This window comes from Arthrobacter sp. PGP41, from assembly GCF_002953935.1.
GTDB lineage: Bacteria > Actinomycetota > Actinomycetes > Actinomycetales > Micrococcaceae > Arthrobacter.
This window is the reverse complement of record NZ_CP026514.1, coordinates 171,945-189,967: the sequence shown is the minus strand read 5'-3', so window position 1 is coordinate 189,967 and position 18,023 is coordinate 171,945. Positions and strand designations below refer to the sequence as shown.

Genomic DNA, 18,023 nt, shown 5'->3' with positions numbered 1-18,023 from the left:
GTGTGCTCCTAAAGTGTGGGTGCCGGTTTAATGGCGTCGACGGGTTCGCCGGCGGCGGTGCCGGCTTTCGGGGAATCGCTGCTGGTTGCATCACTGCCCGGACTGTCTCCCCGGCAGGTGCCGTCCGGGCAGCGTTCGCCGCATTCATGCTTGGTGACGAGGTCGAACTGGACGCCGCCATGTTGGTCTACCCCGGTACGGATGGCGCGCTCCACTACGGAGTCGGCCAACCGCCGCCGCAGGGACAGCGGGTCCCGCCGCAGGTCCTTGACCAGGGCGAAACAGAGCAGCAGCATGACCAGCACGAACGGCAGGGCGGCCACGATGGTGATGCGTTGCAGGCCGGATAGCGCCTCCGAAGGCTCATCACCGCCGGCCAGCATCATCACGGCGGCTACTGCGCCTGTGAGCAGCCCCCAGAAGATGACCAGTCCGCGCTTCGGGTCGGAGGACCCGTTGGAGCTCAGGCACGCCATGACGATCGACGCCGAGTCGGCACCGGTGATGAAGAAGATGGCCACCAGGACCATGGCGAGGACAATAACGGCCGCGGTCAGCCAGGCAGGCATGGACATGTTCCGGACCAGGTCGAACAGGGCTCCGTCGAAGTCGATGGAGGGTGTTCCGCTGGCCATGGACACCAGGCCCGGGGTGCCCGCTTTGTCCGCCTCTTCCTGGACCTTGAAGGCCGAGCCGCCAAAGATCCCGAACCAGATGACGCTCACGATGCTGGGAACCAGCAGGACGCCGGTGACGAACTGCCGGATGGTGCGGCCGCGGCTGATCCTGGCGATGAACATGCCCACGAACGGCGTCCAGGAAACCCACCAGGCCCAGTAGAAGATGGTCCAGCCGGACATCCAGGTGCGCAGCGCCTCGTCCCCCACTGCTTCGGTCCGCGAGGACATTTCGGCCAGGTCCCTGGCGTAGTCGCCCACTGCGGCTGGAATGAGGTTGAGGATGAACAGGGTGGGCCCGGCCACGAAGACGATCAGCGCCAGGATCACGGCGAGGACCATGTTGATGTTGGACAGCCACTGGATGCCGCGGCTGATGCCGGACACTGCCGAGGCGACGAAGCAGGCGGTCAGGATGGCAACGATGGCCACCAGGACAGGTGTGCCGATCTCGCCGATCCACCCGTTGGACGTCAGTCCGCTGCCGATCTGGAGTGCGCCGAGGCCCAGGGAAGCGGCCGTGCCGAACAGCGTGGCAAAGATCGCCAGGATGTTGATGAACTTGCCCACCGGGCCTTCCACCGTCCTGATGCCGAACAGCGACGTGAACGCTGCCGAGATCAGCTGCCGGCGGCCCAGGCGGTATGTGCCGTAGGCCATGGCGATGCCAACGACCGCATACATCGCCCACGGGTGCAGCGTCCAGTGGAAGATGGAGGTGGCCATGGCCGTCTGGATGGCTGCGGGGGTCCGTCCGTCCACGGTGCCGGGCGGCGGCGAAATGTAGTGGTAGAGCGGCTCGGCAACACCGTAGAACATCAGGCCGATGCCCATTCCGGCCGCGAACATCATGGCGATCCATGAAACGGTGCGGAACTCGGGCTTTTCGCCGTCCTTGCCGAGGGGGATGTTGCCCCACTTGCCCAGGGCCAGCCAGAGGACGAAAACAACGAACAGCGAGGCCAGGACCATAAAGAGCCAGCCGGTGTACTCCATGACCCAGTCCAGGGCGAGTGTTGAGGTGGCGGCCAGGCTGTCCCGGCCCAGGAAGCCCCAGGCCACAAAGGCAAGGGCGAGGACACCAGTGATGCCGAAAGTAGCCTTGTCGAGGGTAAGCCTACGGTTCCGCCGTTCTGCCACAGCCTGTTCGGCCTTGGTCTGGCGGAGTTCCTGCATGATTTGTTCGGTGTCCTCCGCGTCGTGGGAGTCGTGGGAGGAAGGAGCGTGCTCCGGTGCAGGAACGAGTGTGGGCTCCTCCAGCTCAAGGGGGGGTTGGGCATCCGGGCGGATGTCGCTGTTCAAAGCCATGTCAAGTCCTTTGGTTTGAATTCATGGGATGGCGTTGTACTCCGGCGTCCCCGGGCCGGACGGAAGGTTGAACTTCCTGGCATTCGGTAATCAGAGTCAGCTTTCTTTGACTGGCGGTTGTTCCGTAAAGATCAACACGTCTCGTAATAAGCAACAGCGTGGCCTGTATCACAGTCGCGTGTCAAGGTTTTTGTGAAGTCTTAAGCCCTATTTCAGGGGTTCCGGCTGCGCCTTGACAGCCGGCCGGAACAGGGGCTAGGCATCGATCACCAGGTCCGTCTGGGCCACGGAGCAGCAGGGCAGGAACTTGCCTGCAGAGATTTCCCGCGCCCGGATCCCGCCCTGATGGTTCATCTCGACCTCCCCTGACAGCTTGACGACCTTGCAGGAGCCGCACATGCCTTCCTTGCAGTTCGCGCCGATCCTGACGCCCGCGCGCTGGGCCACTTCGAGGATGCGCTCGGTGGGGTCGATCCGCACATTGATGCCGGTACGCATGAAGGACATGGTGAGGCTGCCCGTTCCCACCGTGTCGAAGCTCGAGGCATCAGGGGAACCGGCTTCCGGCTCCCCTCCCGGGCTGTCGGCGGAGGGGTCGGAGCCGGGCGTGTCCGGGTGGGCGATTTCCAGCGGCAGGCCGGAGGCCTGCAGTGTCCCGCCAGCGTCGTAGCCAGGCTCGTAGAGCCCGAATGCGGCGGGCTGGCTTTCAAAGTAGTCCTCGGCGGATTCGGCGATTTCCTCGGCGATTTCCTCCGCCACGTCGGCTGCAAGCGCCACCTCCGCCTGGTATTCAAGGAGCGTCTGGCGGTCTCCCGAGAAGAACTCCATGTAAATGGAAGTGTCGTCGACACCGACCTTCTTGAGGAGCTCCGTGGCCGTGTTCAGGTAACCCTCGGGACCACATGCGTACACCTGGCGGCCGTTGGCGTCGGGAGCCACCTCCTCGAGCATGGCCGCCGTCAGCCTTCCACTCAGCCCTCCCCACCCCTCCGGCACGCTGCGGTCGCCCAGGGAGTAGTAGACCTGGACCCGCGAGTCCACGGAGGCGATGTAGGCCAATTCCCGGTGGAAGGCGAAGCCTCCGGCATCCGAGCCGTGGTAGAGGACCACAACATCGGCGTGTCCGGGCAGGGAGTGGATGGTCCGCACCATGGACATGATGGGAGTGATGCCTGCCCCTGCAGCAAGCAAGAGATACCGTGCCCGCCGGTCGGCGTCGGGCAGGTGGAATGCTCCCACCGGTCCCAGCATCTCAAGAACGGTGCCGGGTTTGACGTTCTCGTGCACCCAGGGCGAAACCAGTCCCGTGGGGTCGCACTTGACGGTAATGCTGAAGGTCCACGGCTCGGTGGGCGAGCTGGACAGCGAGTAGCTGCGGTCCACCGGTTCCTGGTCCTCGCCATTCACGGGAAATGCGACGTTCACGTACTGGCCGGCACGGAACGCCAGGGGCGCACCGTCGCATCGGCGGAACACGAAGGTCATCATGGCGCCGGCCTCGGGAACGGTCTCGACGCATTCGGCCATGAACTCCTGCGGATGCCATGGACCCAGTGCACGGGCTGCCCGGGCGGGTGTCTCAGTGCTTCCCATCACCCTGTTCCACGGCATCTCAAGACCGCGGATACGCTGTGGTTCCTGGATTGCCGTTTCAGTGAGGAGTTCAATCACGCCAAGTGCTCCTGCACGCGCTGCACGTACCAGTTGATGAATGCCTCGACCTGGTATTCGCTCTTCATGTAGGGCCCGGGCTCGTAGGCGGGACTGCCGGCTCCCTGCTGGCACAGCTCCACGAACGCCTTGTCCTGCAGGTTCGTCTGCTTCCAGGTGTAGGTGAGCTTCTCCAGGTCGTAGTCGACGCCTTCCACGGCGTCGTCAGCCACCAGCCAGGTGGTGCGTACCAGGCTCTGGTGTTCGTTGATGGGGAAGACGCCGAACGTGATGACGTGGTCTCCGAGGAAATGGAACCAGCTGTTGGGCTGCAGGTGCATCGAGCAGCGGCCAAGGCGGAAGTCGGGCAAGTCACCCAGCAGCTTCTTGGAAAGCCTGCGCCCGTCCGCGGAGAACGATTCCCCCTCTCCATCGAGTGATTCCCGTGAGATGCGGATTCCCGCGATGCGCGTGTCAAGCTGCTCCACCACCTCGTAGGGAAGGCCGTAGCGGCGGCAACGCTCCTCAAGGGAGGACTGGGCCTCCTTGTTCCGGTCCCACACTTCCTCAAGGTGGGTCGGGATCAGCCCCTCCGTGAGGCCCCAGGTGGGGAAGAGGGAGCAGGCGAGCTCAGGGTGGCCGTCACAGTGGTAGCACTCGCGGTTGTTCTCCATGACGAGCTTCCAGTTGCCCTCTTCGATGATGTTCTGCTGGTAGGCAATTTTCGTCTTCGAGAGATCGTGGGGCGCCAGGTAGGGCTCGAAAATCTTTGCGGTTTCGTCAAAGTCCGCCGGCGGTTCGTCCGCAATGCAGACGAAGATAAGTCCGGCGACCTCGCGGCCGTGGGCGCGCTTGAGGGCAAAGCAGTTCTTGTCGAACTTCGTCTCCCCCGGGGACGAGGCATGGATCAAGTTGCCCTCCGGGGAGTAGGTCCAGGAGTGGTAGCCGCATACCAGGTTTCCGGTGGAGCCGGCAGCTTCGGTCAGAACGCGGGCGCCGCGGTGGCGGCATACGTTGTGCAGCACGTTCACGCCGCCGTCGTCGTTGCGCAGCACAATCAGGGAGTAAGGCCCGTAGTCGACCGTGACGTAGTCGCCCGGTTCCGGCAGTTCGGCGGTGCTGGCAGCAAAGATCCAGTGCTGGCCGAAAATAGCCTCCATGTCGATGGCGAAGATTGAGCGATCGGTGTAGAAGGGTGCATCGAGGGAGTAGCCGGTGCGCCGGAACTCGAACAACGCGGTAATTTCTGCCAGCTGCTCGGCAGGCAATGATGCAGCGAGTTTTCCGCGTGAATTGAGGGGCACGTTCACTGGAGCGGTCATGGGTTTCCTCCCGGGAGGCATGGGTAGTGGGTGTTGCGTGTTGACCACGGGTGCGCGGGTGCTAACGGCATGGTCGGAGAACTTGTAATGATGAGATTAGGGACACATCAACTGCAACAAAAGCGCAAGATTTTGAAGATAACCATGCAGAATTGATGCATGATAGATCCGAGGCTCACCACACTCCGTGTGTTCGCCCGCTGCGGCACAATCGGCGCGACCGCGGAGCTCACGGGCTATTCTCCGTCTGCCGTCTCCGCGCAATTGCGGGAGCTCCAGCGCGTGCTTGGAATGCAGCTGCTGACGAAAGACGGCCGGGGGGTCCGGCTTACCGCCACGGGACGCTTCCTCGTGGCGGGATCGGATCCCCTCATTGCCCAGTGGGAGAGCCTGCGCGCCGCAGCCATGGAGGCCGGCGACCAGGTGCAGACCCACTTTGGCCTCGGCGGATTCTCCTCTGCAGCCGCCCAGTTGCTCGCGCCTTTGGCCGCCACCCTGCGCTCGACACGCCCCCTGCTGGAGGTGCAGGTTCTTGAGGCTGATCCGGCCCGCTGCTTCGACTTGTTGGTTGCGGAACGAATCGACCTTGCAGTCATTGTCGCCATGCAGTCCGACAGTTATGGTGAGGACGATCCGCGCTTTGAGCAGAGAGTCCTGCTCGACGATCCACTGGACGTGATCATTCCCGGTGACCATCCGCTGGCATCACGCCAAAGCGCGACGCTTGAAGAGCTGGCATCGGAACCTTGGATCACGGAGGCCGCCGGTTCCACCTACCATTCCCTCTTCACCGCGGCGTTCACGGCGCTCGGGGTGACACCGCGGATTGCCCATGAGGCCGTTGAATGGGAAACCCACATCGCGTTCGTGGGTGCGGGGCTGGGCGTCGGCCTGCTGCCCCGGCTGGCGCCTTTGCATGGTGCCGAAAACGTGGTTCGGCTGCGCATCACCGGTCAGGCGAAACCCACGCGCCGCATTGTCGCCGCGGTGCGCAGGGGCAGCATCGCCTCACCCTTGATCCAGGAGTCGCTCGGCATCCTGCAGGTCAACGCCAATCGGATCCTCACCGCCCGGCCCGAAGAGAACCTCTGAGCGCTGCGAAAGCGCAGCCGCGGGTTGGCCTCCCACGGTTCCGCGTATGTTCCTCGATTAACCCGCGATCGTCGCCAGGACTGCCCCGGCACCCACTACGCCGCCCGCTTCCGCCCGGATCTCCGTGACGGTGCCGCCGCGGTGGGCGGCAACCTGGGTTTCCATCTTCATGGCTTCAAGGACGACGACGGGGTCCCCCGCCGCCACTTCGGCGCCCGGCTCCACGAGCCACTTCACCACCGTTCCCGCCATGTCCGCCCGCAGCTCACCGGGGTCCACAGCGGGAGCCGCGGCGCCGCCGTCGTGCTCCCCCTTCCAAGTGTGCCCGGCCATCGAAACGCCTGCCGGCAGGCCCGCGCCGGAACGTGCCCAGCCGTCCAGCAGGGCCGCGGGAAGACCGACGGCGAGGCGCCGGCCGTCGACATCGACGGTGATGGTGCGCCTGGAACCGTCCGGAGCGGTTGTGCTGAACTCCGGATCCGCCGGGATGGATCCCGCGAAGTCCGTTTCGATCCACCGGGTGTGGATGCGGAGCCCGGTTTCCGAGGTGAAGTCCGGCGCCTGGACCACGGCGCGGTGGAACGGCAGGACGGTTGCGACGCCGGTAACCTCCATCTCCGCCAGGGCGCGGCGGGCCCGGCGGAGCGCCTGCTGACGGTCGGCGCCGGTGACGACCAGCTTGGCCAGCAGCGAATCGAACTGCGGCGCAACAATGGAGCCGGCGCGGACTCCGGAGTCCAGCCGGATGCCCGGGCCCGTAGGGCCACTGAACGTGGTGATGGTTCCAGGGGAGGGCAGGAACCCCCGCCCCACGTCCTCGGCGTTGAGCCGGAATTCGAACGAGTGCCCGCGGGGTTCGGGATCGGCTGCGAGGCGCAGCGGCTCACCGGCAGCGATCCGCAGCTGCTCCTGGACCAGGTCCACCCCGGTGGTCTCCTCGGTGATGGGGTGTTCCACCTGCAGGCGCGTGTTCACCTCGAGGAACGCCACCGTGCCGTCGGCGGCCACCAGGAACTCCACCGTCCCCGCCCCCGTATAGCCGGCTTCGCGGCAGACTGCCTTGGCGGCGGCGTAAATCTGGCGCGTCTGCTGTTCTGTGAGGAAGGGCGCCGGGGCCTCCTCCACCAGCTTCTGGTGCCGGCGCTGGAGGGAGCAGTCGCGCGTTCCCACCACCACCACGTTGCCGTGCCGGTCCGCCAGGACCTGCGCTTCCACATGCCGGGGCCGGTCCAGGTACCGCTCCACGAAGCACTCGCCGCGGCCGAAGGCCACCACCGCTTCGCGGACCGCCGAGTCGAAGGCTTCCCCGATCTGGTCCATTTCACGGACCACTTTGAGCCCGCGTCCGCCGCCGCCGAAGGCTGCCTTGATGGCGATGGGCAGGCCGTGTTCTTCTGCGAAGGCCCGTGCCTCACCAGCCGAGGCCACCGGTCCGTCGCTGCCGGCCACCAAAGGCGCACCTGCCCGGACGGCGATTTCGCGGGCGGTGATCTTGTTGCCGAGCAGCCGGATGGCCTGCGGTGCCGGCCCGATCCAGGTCAGGCCGGAGTCCAGGACGGCCTGGGCAAAGTCGGCGTTCTCGGACAGGAACCCGTATCCCGGGTGCACGGCGTCCGCTCCGGACTCCCTGGCGACAGCCAGCAGCTTGGGGATATCCAGGTAGGTTTCCGACGGCGCGTTGCCGCCGAGGCTGTAGGCCTCCGTGGCGGCGCCGACGTGCAGGGCGTCGGCGTCCACGTCCGCGTACACGGCGACGGACTCCAGGCCGGCGTCCTCGCAGGCGCGGGCGATGCGGACGGCGATTTCTCCGCGGTTGGCAATCAGGATCTTGCGCATGTGCTGCTCACTTTTTCAGGGAAACGTTGAGGGAAGTGCTGGACGGTTCAAGGGGCCGGGCGTATCCGGGGGCCCGGCGGAACCTGATGCGGCCGCCGATGGGCACCTGGGCGGCGATGTCCAGCTGGTGGTCCACCACCACGCCAATCACGGGGTAGCCTCCCGTAATGGGGTGGTCCGCCAGGAACAGTACGGGCTCCCCTTCCGGCGGGACCTGGATGGCTCCGGACACGGTCCCCTCGCTGGCCAGTTCCCCGTCCCGGCTCCGTTTGAGCGGCTGACCGTCCAGGCGCATGCCCACCCGGTTGGAGCGCGGAGTCACCGTCCAGTCCTGGGTGCAGAGCGATTCCAGCGCGTCATCATCAAACCAGTCATCCCGCGGACCGGGAACGATATCCAGGACCGTCACTCCCGTGTCCGGGAAGTCGGGCTGCACCTCAGGATTGCCCACCACGTTGGAGGACGTGGCGGCTCCGGCGGCAAGCAGTTGCTCCGGGGCCAGCGGCGCAGGCCCGATCCCGGACATCGTGTCCGTGGACCGGCTGCCGAGCACGGCTTCGGCGTCCGCGCCGCCCCGGATGGCAAGGTAGGTGCGGAAGCCCCGTTCGGGTGCGCCGATGGTCAGGATTTCGCCATCCAGCAGGGCAAATGCCGTGGCCATGGGCACCTCGCGTACGCGCTCCGGCCGGCCGGCGTCGTCCGCATTTTCAGCATCGGAACCGGCGGGAACGTCCGACGGCGTGGCAACAGTCAGTGCCGAGGGCGCCCCGGTGACCGCAAGCACCTGGTCTCCCACGGCCTGCACGCGCAGGCCGCCGGCAACGGTTTCGACCACGGCGGCAGCCGGCTCGTTGCCCACGATGCGGTTGGCGCGGCGCAGGGAGGAACGGTCCAGGGCACCGGCAGCCGAGACGCCGAGGCCGCCGTAGCCGGGCCGGCCAAGGTCCTGGACCAGGCTTTGGAGCCCCGGTGACAGGATCCGCAGTCCGGAGCGGACGGCCTGCTCCCGGGTGGCCGGCACTTCCGGATCCGCTGCACCAGCCTGCGGGCCGGAAAGCTCCACCAGTTCCCGCACCGCCCGGAACTGCACCCGGTCTCCGGGGGCAGCCAAAGCGGGCTGTTCGCGGGCCAGGTCCCACATTCGGGCGGCGGTGCGGCCAATCAGCTGCCATCCGCCCGGGGACTGCCGGGGGTAGACGGCGGAATAGTTGCCGGCAAGGGCTACGGATCCGGCGGGGACCGCAGTCCGCGGGGAGCTGCGGCGCGGGACTTCCAGCAGCTGGTTCTCCCCCACCATGTATCCAAAGCCGGGGGCGAAGCCCCCGAAGGCCACGGTCCAGACCTGCCCCGTGTGGGCTGCCACGACTCCCTCAACGCCGAGGCCGGTGATCCGTCCCACGTCGGCGAGGTCCTCGCCGTCGTACACGGCCTCGATGACCACCAGCTTGCCCTCCGCCTGCGCTCGGACCGCCAGGTCCAGCTCCAGCAGCCGGGCCGGCATCCGCCGTGCGGCCCGGGGCGAATCCGCCGTGACCATCACGGTTTCGGCGGCCGCGAGGACCTCCACCTGGCCGGGCAGCGGGTGCTCCAGCAGGAGCGCCTGCAGCGCCAGCACGTCATGGAGCCCCGAGAGTTCGGCGAGCACCGCCGTCGTACCCACCGGCTTGACGGACAGCACACGGCCGGCGAGGACGCGCGCGGTGGTGGGGTTGGTGACTGTTTCCATGGCAATCCGCGCCGGTCAGGCGTGGCTCTCCTGCGCGTGGCCGTTGTGGAGCAGGCGGAGGTCGGCTTCCGGCTGCGGGTCGCGGCCCAGGCGCATGCCCACAATGGTGATGATGGCCGTCAGCAGGATGTACCCGGCGATCAGGTGCCAGCCGCCGGCTGCTGCGCCGTACAGGGCGGTGAAGATCAGCGGGGCCACTGCGCCGCCGATGACACCGGCCAGGGTGTAGGCCAGCGAGCTGCCGGCGTAACGCAGGCGGGCCGGGAACTGCTCGGTGATGAAGGCGGCCTGCGGGCCGTACATGAAGGCGTGCAGGGCCAGGCCGATCACCACGCCGATGGTCAGCATCACTACGGATTTGCCCTGGATCATCAGGAAGAACAACGGAATGTAGGCGGCAGTAGCCGCGGCAGCTACGCCGTACACCCATCGGCGGTTGAGGCGGTCGGTGAGGGCGCCGGCGGCCGGGATCAGGACGAGCTGGAAGGCGGATCCGATGAGGATGGCCGCCAGGACGTTGCCCGTGGTCATGCCCAGTTCCTTGGTGGCGTACACGGCCACGAACACGGTGAACAGCGCGTAGAGGACATCAGGGCAGAGGCGCGAGAGGGCTGCGGAAACCAGGGCCCGGGGTTCGGTGGTGAAAACCTCCTTGATGGGGGCCTTGGGGCGGTCGCCTTTGGCCTGGATGGCCTTGAAGACAGGGGTTTCCTCCAGCTTGAGGCGGATCACGAGGCCGAAGACCACCAGGATGGCCGAGGCGAGGAAGGCTACGCGCCAGCCCCAGGAGAGGAAGGCTTCGGTGCTGAGCGTGGCCGCCAGGACAGCCAGGGCGCCGTTGGCCATCAGGTTGCCGGCCGGCGGGCCGATCTGCGCAGCCGAGGACCAGAAGCCCCGCTTGTTGGGATCGCCGAATTCGCTGGACAGCAGTACCGCACCGCCCCATTCACCGCCAACGCCGATGCCCTGGGCCAGGCGCAGGAGCACCAGGATGGTGGGGGCTGCGACGCCGATGACCGAGTAGTCAGGCAGGGCACCGATGAGGACGGTGGCGACGCCGATCAGTACCAGGGTGAACACGAGGACGTACTTGCGGCCGATCTTGTCGCCGAGGCGGCCGAAGATCACGCCGCCGATGGGACGGGCCAGGTACCCCACCGCGAAAGCCGAGAAGGACAGCAGCAGCCCAACGAACTCGTCATTTGAGGGGAAGAAGATCTTGGGGAACACCAGCGCCGAGGCGACGGAGTAGATGGCAAAGTCGTAGTACTCGAGCGAGGTGCCGGTGAGGCTGGCGATGTAGGCCTTGAGCGCGCCGGCCGGCGGCTTCCTTGCCGCGGTCCTTGCTGCCTTGTTAGTGCTGGTCATGTCTTTCCTCCGGGGGTGAGGGGGTGGTGCGGAGGCCGGTGAACGGCCGGGAACGGGTTTAGAGGAACGAACCGATGCTGACACCGGCGTCCTTGAGAGCGGACTTCACTGCAGCGGCCATGGCTACGGCCCCGGGCGAGTCACCGTGCACGCAGATGCTTTCCGCGCGGATCTTCAGGATGGAACCGTCGATTGTCCTGACGGACCCCTCGGTGGCCATCCGTAATACATGCTCCGCCACTTCGGCGGGGTCGGATAGGACCGCTTCCGGCTGGGACCGGGAGACGAGCGTTCCGTCCGGGTTGTACGCGCGGTCAGCGAACGCCTCGGGAACCGCCCGCAGGCCCGCTTCCCCTGCAAGCCGCAGGACTTCGGAACCGGGAAGGCCCATGATCGGCAGGCCCGGGTCAACCGATTTCACGGCGTCGACGACGGCCCGGGCCTGGGCGGTGTGGTGGATGATCGCGTTGTAAAGGCCGCCGTGCGGCTTAACGTAACGCACCTGGGCTCCCTCGGCGGCGGCCAGCGCCTGTAGCGCACCGATCTGGTACACCACGTCATTGGCCAGTTCATTGGGCTGGATGTCCAGGAAGCGGCGGCCGAAACCGGCGAGGTCCCGGTAGCCGACGTGCGCACCGATGGCTACGCCGGCGGCAACCGCTTCGCGGCAGGTGCGGCGGATCACGCTGGGATCGCCGGCGTGGAATCCGCAGGCCACGTTTGCGCTGGTGACGGAACGGAACATGGCGGCATCGTCACCGAGCGTCCAGTGTCCGAACGACTCGCCAACGTCGCTGTTCAGGTCGATGCTTGCCACTTGTGATCTCCATCTCATTGAGCGGTCCCTACTAGGATGCACTAAATCTACAGATTGTTCAACAATCCTTCGATTCCACGATGTGACGATCGTGTAAATTCTGAAGTATGCCCGCTCAAGAGACCACACTCCGCTCCGCAGGCCGCCTCCGGGTGGCCGTCCCCTCCGTGGCTGAACGGGTGGCTGACGAACTCCGCCTGCAACTGGCGGAGGGGGCCCTGCTTCCCGGGGCGCGCCTCACCGAATCCACCATCGCGGAGGACCTGGGCGTTTCCCGCAACACGGTGCGGGAGGCCTTCGCGGAACTGGCCAGCGAGCGGCTGGTGGTCCGGCACCCCAACCGGGGCGTTTTTGTGGCCAGCCTTGAGGCTGCGGACGTCCATGACGTCTACACGGTCCGCCGCGCCATCGAGGTCAGCGCCCTGCGGGCGGGCGGGAGTCCGGAAGACGTCGCCGCCGTCCGGGCCGCCGTCGAGGAAGGAAAACGCGCCGCCGCGGCTGGAGACAATGAAGCCCTGGGCACCGCGAACCAGCATTTTCACGGCGCCATTGTTGCCATGGCCAGGAGTCCGCGGCTAAACAGCATCATGAGCCAGGTCCTGGCGGAGATGCGGCTGTTCTTCCATAAAGCCACGGTGGACGCGCAGTTCTACCAGCACTATTTGGCTGACAACGAGGCCATCTGCGCGGCGCTGGAGTCCGGCGAACTGGACCGCGCCGCGGATCTCCTGCTGGCGTACCTGGACCGCTCCGAGGACAACCTCAGCAACGTGCACGGGGACAACCCGGAGTGAATTAGGCCGCCGCAGCGGCGCCAATCACCGGCGCCCGGTGTAACCCATCCTGGCGCTGACCTGGAGCCCGCCCTGCTTTAGCGCCTCGATAAGCCCCGGGGCCGTTTCCGGATCAAAGCGGAATGCCGGCCCGGAAATGCTGATGGCCCCGATCACGGCACCCAGGTGGTTGTAGACCGGAACGGCAACCGCAGTCAGCCCGATCTCGAACTCCTCCCGCACCACGCCGTAGCCCTCGCGGGCGACGTCGATCAGCTGGGTTTCGAGTTCCTTCCGGTTGGTGATGGTCCGGGGCGTCCGCGCCGGGAGTCCCGTCTCCTTCAGGATGCGGTCCCGGTCTTCCGCCGGCAAGGCGGCCAGCAGGACCTTCCCGCTGGAGGTGGCATGCAGCGGCGTCAGGTTGCCCACCCAGTCATATGTGGCCAGGGTGGACGGGCCCATGGCCTGGTCCACGTTGACGGCGAAGTTGGAGCGAAGGACCGCGAGGTTCACCGTTTCCTTGAATTCCTCCGCCAGGGCCTCAAGGACCGGCCGGGCCTCCCGGACCAGGCTGAGCCGCCCCGGAATGGAGCTGGCCAGCCGCAGGATGCCGAAGCCCAGCTGGTACTTTCCGCGGTCGCTGTTCTGGTGGACCATTTCGCGGCTCACCAGCGAACCGAGCAGCCGGGAGACGGTGGACTTGTGGATGCCCATCTCCTCGGCGATGTCGCTCACGCCGGCATGGCCGTCCCGCGCCAGGATCTCCAGGACGGCGAGGGCGCGGTCAACGGACTGGACGCCGCCGTGCTGGCCCGCCTCAGCATCGACGTCGGGTTCGCGATCTTTGTTCGAAGCCATGACTAATACTCTCAAGTAGCCTGCGCAGCGTGAAATCACCGCACCGGGACCCGCCGGGCGAGGACTGGCGCACGGGCATCCAGCGAACTGGAGGTCAGCGCAGGCCGTTGCTGTGCGCGAGCGCCATGGCTTCGGTGCGGGAGGAGGCGCCGATCTTCCGGTAGAGGTTGCGGAGGTGGAACTTCACGGTGTTTTCGCTGATGTGGAGCTTCGCGGCGATGCCCCGGTTCCGCTGGCCGGCCGCCAGGAGCTGGAGGACCTCCAGCTCCCGCTCCCCCAGGTTCCAGCCCGCAATGTCGGCCGGCGGGCGGCTGGGTGGGTCGAGCGGGAGGGTGACGGCCACATCGGCGCCCCAGCCCGGCATGACATCCACGCCCATGCTGCCGTTGAGGGCCTCCACTCGCTGGACGAGGCGTGCCACGGCGGGGGCGGTGGCGGAAAGTTCGCCGGGACCGTCGTCGCGCACATTGACCAGGAGGTTCACGCCGTCGCAATCCCACTGAGTGCGGATCCGGCGCACTCCCTGCTGGTCCACCATGGCCAGCACCAGGCCGCGGACGATCGCCCTGGCGGCGTGCGCCACCTCGCCGGGAAGTGCCCGGCCGTTAACCGGCGGCTCGACGAACTGTACGTCGATGCCGCTGAAGTTCATCAGCGGGCGCAGGTCCTCGCGCAGGCGCTGGAACGCGGACGCAACGGGCTCCTCCACCAGGTCCGTGGTGCGGTCGCTGAGCGTACGGAGCCCCACCAGGGCCTTGGCCGCGACGTCGGTTGCCGCCGTCCTGGCGGCGCCGTCAGCCAGCGCAGGCGATCTCAGCGCGGCGAGCAGTGTTTCCAGGGTGGTGGAATGCCGGTCCACCAGCTCGGCGGTCACCCGCAGGCGCTCTGCCGAGGCCGCGCGGGACTCAATGAGGTACGACGGCGGCGCATCAGCCACCTTCTCGCGGATCCGCTCGGCTGCCAGCGCCCAGAGGTAGTGGAGGACCCATTGCGGGTCCGGACCGGCCCCGGCTGGCGGGATTGGCCGGGGGTCGGAGAGGACCAGCAGCGCGTTGCTGGGTGAGGAGACCGCGAGGACCGGGCGCAGTTCGCCGCCGAACACGGCCTCACCGTGCCAGGCGGCGCCGTCCGCCCCGGACCCGTCAGCGGTGAGCGGGGTACGGATGGCGTCCAGTTCCGCGGTGGACACGCGGCTGATGACGGCCTCGGCGCCGGCCTTCTTCTGCGGCCGGCCGGTGCAGTCTTCCGTGAAAATCACCAGGGCACTCGATTCCCAGTAGGGGCCGAGGGCCGCCCGCAGCCGGTGGGCGGTATCCATCAGGGGAGCCGTGGCCAGGGCGGCGACTGCTTCGAGAAGGTCAGTGTTGTTCGCGCGTTCCACCTGCCCAGTGTACTGGCCGGACGCAGGAGACCTACCTCTTTGGGTAGCCACGACCGCCCATTCATGGCGTTGGGCCCACCCAACGGACGGGCGAGCATTGAAGGGTCACAACGTCCAAGGAGGTACGAGCATGAGCACCACCGCACCAGCAGGCCCTGCAGCCCTGGCTGGTCCAGCCCTGACCGGCACAGCCCGGGCCTTTGACCACAACCGGGCCCTGGTCCTGGACGAGGTCAGCAGCGTCTTCCAGCACGTGGACGCCGCAGAGATCGCAGCCCTGGTGACCGAGCTTCGGCTGGCCGGCAGGATCTTCGTCACCGGCGCCGGACGCAGCGGCCTGGTCCTGAAAATGGCGGCGATGCGGCTGATGCACCTCGGCCTGACGGTGCATGTGGTGGGCGAAACCACGGCACCGGCCATTCGCGCCGGGGACCTGCTGCTCGCAGCTTCAGGCTCCGGCACCACCGCCGGCGTGGTGACAGCGGCGGAAACCGCCGTCGCCCAAGGCGCCCGCGTGGCCGCTTACACCACCAGCACTGGTTCCCCGCTCGCGGCCGCTGCCGCCGCAGTCGTCCTCATCCCGGCTGCACAGAAGACGGACCACGGCTCGGCGGTGACCCGGCAGTACTCCGGGAGCCTCTTCGAGCAGGTGCTTTTTGCCACCACCGAGGCGGTGTTCCAAAGCCTGTGGGACGAGGACGCCGCCGCCCCGGAGGACCTCTGGCAGCGCCACGCGAACCTCGAGTAAGCCCGCGTCCCCCAACAAATCCGATTCCCACCGAAAGAGATAGAACATGAAACTGCAAGTAGCCATGGATGTCCTTACCGTCGAAGCCGCACTGGACCTGGCCGGCAAAGTCGCCGAGTACGTGGACATCATCGAACTGGGCACGCCGCTGGTGAAGAACGCCGGGCTGTCCGCCGTCACGGCCGTCAAGACCGCCCACCCGGACAAGATCGTGTTCGCGGACATGAAGACGATGGATGCCGGCGAACTCGAAGCCGAAATCGCCTTCAACGCGGGCGCAGACCTGGTGTCCGTCCTGGGCAGCGCCGACGATTCCACCATCGCCGGGGCCGTCAAGGCTGCCAAGGCCCACAACAAGGGCATCGTGGTGGACCTGATCGGCGTTGCGGACAAGGTGGCCCGCGCCCGGGAAGCCCGTGCCCTGGGGGCAAAGTTCATCGAGTTCCATGCCGGCCTGGATGAGCAGGCCAAGCCCGGCTACAACCTGGACGTGCTGCTGAACGCCGGCGAAGAGGCCCGCGTGCCGTTCTCCGTCGCCGGCGGCGTGAACCTGTCCACCATCGAAGCCGTACAGCGCGCAGGCGCCGACGTGGCCGTCGTCGGCGGCTCCATCTACGGCGCCGACGATCCCGCCGTCGCTGCCAAGGAACTGCGGGCCGCGATCATCTAGCAGCTCCGCCAGCTGCGGCCGGCGGGTGAGCCGGCCGCACTCACGACGGCGGCCCCCACTGACGCGTGGGGGCCGCCGCTTCGCGTGGCCGGCTACTGGAAGGACCGGATGGTGATGCCTGAGAAGGTGGCCGGGCCGCCGTCCGTGTAGAAGGAGATCCCGTTATCTCCCTCCGCAAAGTGCACCTGCTGGGAGATCACGGTGTGACCGGCGTTGACGAACACCTCAACGCTCTGGGTGTCCACGAAGATGCGCAGGTGCACTGACCGCGCGGCAGCGTCGATGGGCGCTGCCGCACGAGTGTACGGCACCAGCGAGAAGCCGCCCAGGTCCGACGGCCCGCGGTCCACATAGAGCTCGTTGCCGTACTTTCCGATGTTTGTATGGCGGGCGCCGTCAGCGGAGCGGCCCACGGAGATCCCCACGTTCGTGGCTGCCTCCCAGGAAATATCGAGTTCCAGCTCGTAGGCGCGGCCGCACCAAGGCATTACGGTGCTGCCGTTGACCGTGCGGTCCGGGAATGTGGTGGTGGAGCCGGCGTAATTCGCGAGCGCCCCGACCGGGCTGCTGAGCAGGCTGTACCAGCCGCCGCCTTGGCGTTCGAGGCGCAGTTCGCGGACGATCGAGTTCTGCCCGTTGTACCCGTCGGACGCATCCGTGGGAACGTCGCGGGCGGCGTACTTCCAGTTGTTCATCCAGCCGATGGCGTACCGCCGGGTTGCCGGCGCCTCTGCAGCCGGCCAGGTCACCGCGCCGTACCAGTCCCAGCCCCAGTCCAGCCATTGGGGATTGCTGACGTCGTCGGCGAGGAACTGCTCCCCATCCCAGGTTCCGGTCCAGTAGGCGTAGGTCATGGGCAGCCCGACACTGTAGGCATCCATACTGGCGCCCAGCACCCAGTGGCGGGTGCCATCGTCGGCTGTCATCTCGAAGAGGTCAGGACACTCTATGCCGCCCAGCGCGGGATTGGGGAAGTCGAAGTTGCGCTTCAGCTGCCAGTTACGCAGGTTCGGGGAAGTGTAGAACGCTGCGTACCGCGCGCGCCCGATCACGCACACCCACTCGTTGCGCACCGCATCCCAGTGGATCTTCGGGTCCCGGAACCATTCGGCATTGTCGATTTCCGCCTGCGTGGTGGCCGCCCTTCCGTCCGTGTTCACGATGACCGGGTCCGGCAGCGCAGTGAACGTGTAGCCGCCGTCGGTCGACCAGTAGAGGTACTGCTCCTGGTACTTGCGGATGCCGCCGGTGGGCTGGGTGGCAAGGACTACGATGGACCCCGCGCCGAAGCCCGCCGTGTTGGCGGTGTCCACCACTGCCGATCCGGACCACACGGGGAAGTCCGGCTGCAGCGGCAGCGCGTCGCCGTGATGGCTAAAGGCCACCCCGTCGATTGTGGTTGCGTGATCCCAGCAGCCTTGGCCGTTGTTCTGCGTGGAGTGCAGGTAGTAGAGGTGGTACTTACCGCCCAGGAACACCGGGCGCTGCGGATCGCACAGCCAACCGGAGGGCGGTGTCATGTGATAGGCCGCCCGCAGTGAGCGCTTGGCCCAGGCCGGAGCGGCAGGGATAGTGCCGCCCATAAGCAGGGCGAGTGCTCCTGCTCCGGTGCCCTGCAGGACATGTCGTCGGGATAAGGCAGATGTCATCGTTGACTTCCTCTCAGGGGGCGGCTGCTCCGCCGGGCGCTCGGAGTGATGGAACCTTCGGTGGTTCGCTGATCGGATCACCGGTTGCTTAAGCGCTTTAGCAGAAGAAGATACCCAACGGCAAACGGTGCGGTCAAGCGTTTCAGCA

Annotated in this window: 14 protein-coding genes; 4 read left to right on the top strand and 10 right to left on the bottom strand. The window is 66.8% G+C overall.

Features of this window, described 5'->3' with window-relative positions; all coding sequences use genetic code 11:
• Positions 1-8 precede the first annotated feature (8 nt).
• The 3 genes from C3B78_RS00860 to C3B78_RS00850 form a co-directional block, all read right to left on the bottom strand.
• Positions 9-1,985: a BCCT family transporter gene (locus C3B78_RS00860; RefSeq protein WP_234005479.1), complete on the bottom strand. Its 1,977-nt coding sequence runs from the start codon at positions 1,983-1,985 to the stop codon at positions 9-11.
• A gap of 255 nt (positions 1,986-2,240) precedes the next feature.
• Positions 2,241-3,656 (bottom strand): ferredoxin reductase, encoded by a 1,416-nt coding sequence (locus C3B78_RS00855; protein WP_104996390.1) that lies wholly within the window; start codon positions 3,654-3,656, stop codon positions 2,241-2,243.
• Positions 3,653-4,957, bottom strand: coding sequence for an aromatic ring-hydroxylating oxygenase subunit alpha (locus tag C3B78_RS00850; RefSeq protein WP_104996389.1), 1,305 nt, complete (start codon positions 4,955-4,957; stop codon positions 3,653-3,655). The genes C3B78_RS00855 and C3B78_RS00850 overlap by 4 nt, the downstream gene beginning before the upstream one ends.
• 159 nt (positions 4,958-5,116) lie before the next feature.
• On the opposite strand from C3B78_RS00850, the gene C3B78_RS00845 reads away from it, so the two are divergent.
• Entirely contained in the window at positions 5,117-6,049 is a 933-nt protein-coding gene (locus C3B78_RS00845; RefSeq protein WP_104996388.1) for a LysR family transcriptional regulator, read from the top strand.
• A 57-nt stretch (positions 6,050-6,106) separates the two neighbouring features.
• On the opposite strand, the gene C3B78_RS00840 is transcribed toward C3B78_RS00845, so the two are convergent.
• Genes C3B78_RS00840 through C3B78_RS00825 form a run of 4 tightly spaced genes read right to left on the bottom strand, consistent with a single transcriptional unit; the run spans position 6,107 to position 11,796 of the window.
• Complete coding sequence (locus tag C3B78_RS00840; protein ID WP_104996387.1) at positions 6,107-7,885, bottom strand: ATP-binding protein; 1,779 nt, start codon at positions 7,883-7,885, stop codon at positions 6,107-6,109.
• Between the two features lie 7 nt (positions 7,886-7,892).
• Positions 7,893-9,611 (bottom strand): 5-oxoprolinase/urea amidolyase family protein, encoded by a 1,719-nt coding sequence (locus C3B78_RS00835; RefSeq protein WP_104996386.1) that lies wholly within the window; start codon positions 9,609-9,611, stop codon positions 7,893-7,895.
• Positions 9,612-9,626: 15 nt separating this feature from the next.
• Positions 9,627-10,979, bottom strand: coding sequence for an MFS transporter (locus tag C3B78_RS00830; RefSeq protein WP_104996385.1), 1,353 nt, complete (start codon positions 10,977-10,979; stop codon positions 9,627-9,629).
• A gap of 58 nt (positions 10,980-11,037) precedes the next feature.
• Complete coding sequence (locus C3B78_RS00825) at positions 11,038-11,796, bottom strand: LamB/YcsF family protein (RefSeq protein ID WP_104996384.1); 759 nt, start codon at positions 11,794-11,796, stop codon at positions 11,038-11,040.
• Between the two features lie 107 nt (positions 11,797-11,903).
• Between C3B78_RS00825 and C3B78_RS00820 the strand changes: the two genes are divergently transcribed.
• Positions 11,904-12,590, top strand: coding sequence for a GntR family transcriptional regulator (locus tag C3B78_RS00820; RefSeq protein ID WP_104996383.1), 687 nt, complete (start codon positions 11,904-11,906; stop codon positions 12,588-12,590).
• Positions 12,591-12,614: 24 nt separating this feature from the next.
• Here C3B78_RS00820 and C3B78_RS00815 read toward each other — a convergent pair whose 3' ends face one another.
• The gene (locus C3B78_RS00815; protein WP_104996382.1) at positions 12,615-13,427 is read right to left on the bottom strand and encodes an IclR family transcriptional regulator; all 813 of its coding nucleotides are present in this window, start codon (positions 13,425-13,427) and stop codon (positions 12,615-12,617) included.
• A 94-nt stretch (positions 13,428-13,521) separates the two neighbouring features.
• Positions 13,522-14,745 (bottom strand): helix-turn-helix transcriptional regulator, encoded by a 1,224-nt coding sequence (locus tag C3B78_RS00810; RefSeq protein WP_104999559.1) that lies wholly within the window; start codon positions 14,743-14,745, stop codon positions 13,522-13,524.
• Positions 14,746-14,938: 193 nt separating this feature from the next.
• Between C3B78_RS00810 and hxlB the strand changes: the two genes are divergently transcribed.
• A complete protein-coding gene (gene hxlB / locus C3B78_RS00805; RefSeq protein ID WP_104996381.1) occupies positions 14,939-15,556 on the top strand; it encodes a 6-phospho-3-hexuloisomerase in 618 nt (205 codons plus the stop codon).
• A gap of 46 nt (positions 15,557-15,602) precedes the next feature.
• On the top strand, positions 15,603-16,226 hold the full coding sequence (gene hxlA, locus C3B78_RS00800) for a 3-hexulose-6-phosphate synthase (protein WP_104996380.1): 624 nt from the start codon (positions 15,603-15,605) through the stop codon (positions 16,224-16,226).
• A 92-nt stretch (positions 16,227-16,318) separates the two neighbouring features.
• Here the strand turns inward: hxlA and C3B78_RS00795 are convergent, their stop codons facing one another.
• Positions 16,319-17,875, bottom strand: a complete 1,557-nt coding sequence (locus tag C3B78_RS00795) for a glycoside hydrolase family 32 protein (protein WP_104996379.1) — start codon at positions 17,873-17,875, stop codon at positions 16,319-16,321.
• Positions 17,876-18,023 lie beyond the last annotated feature (148 nt).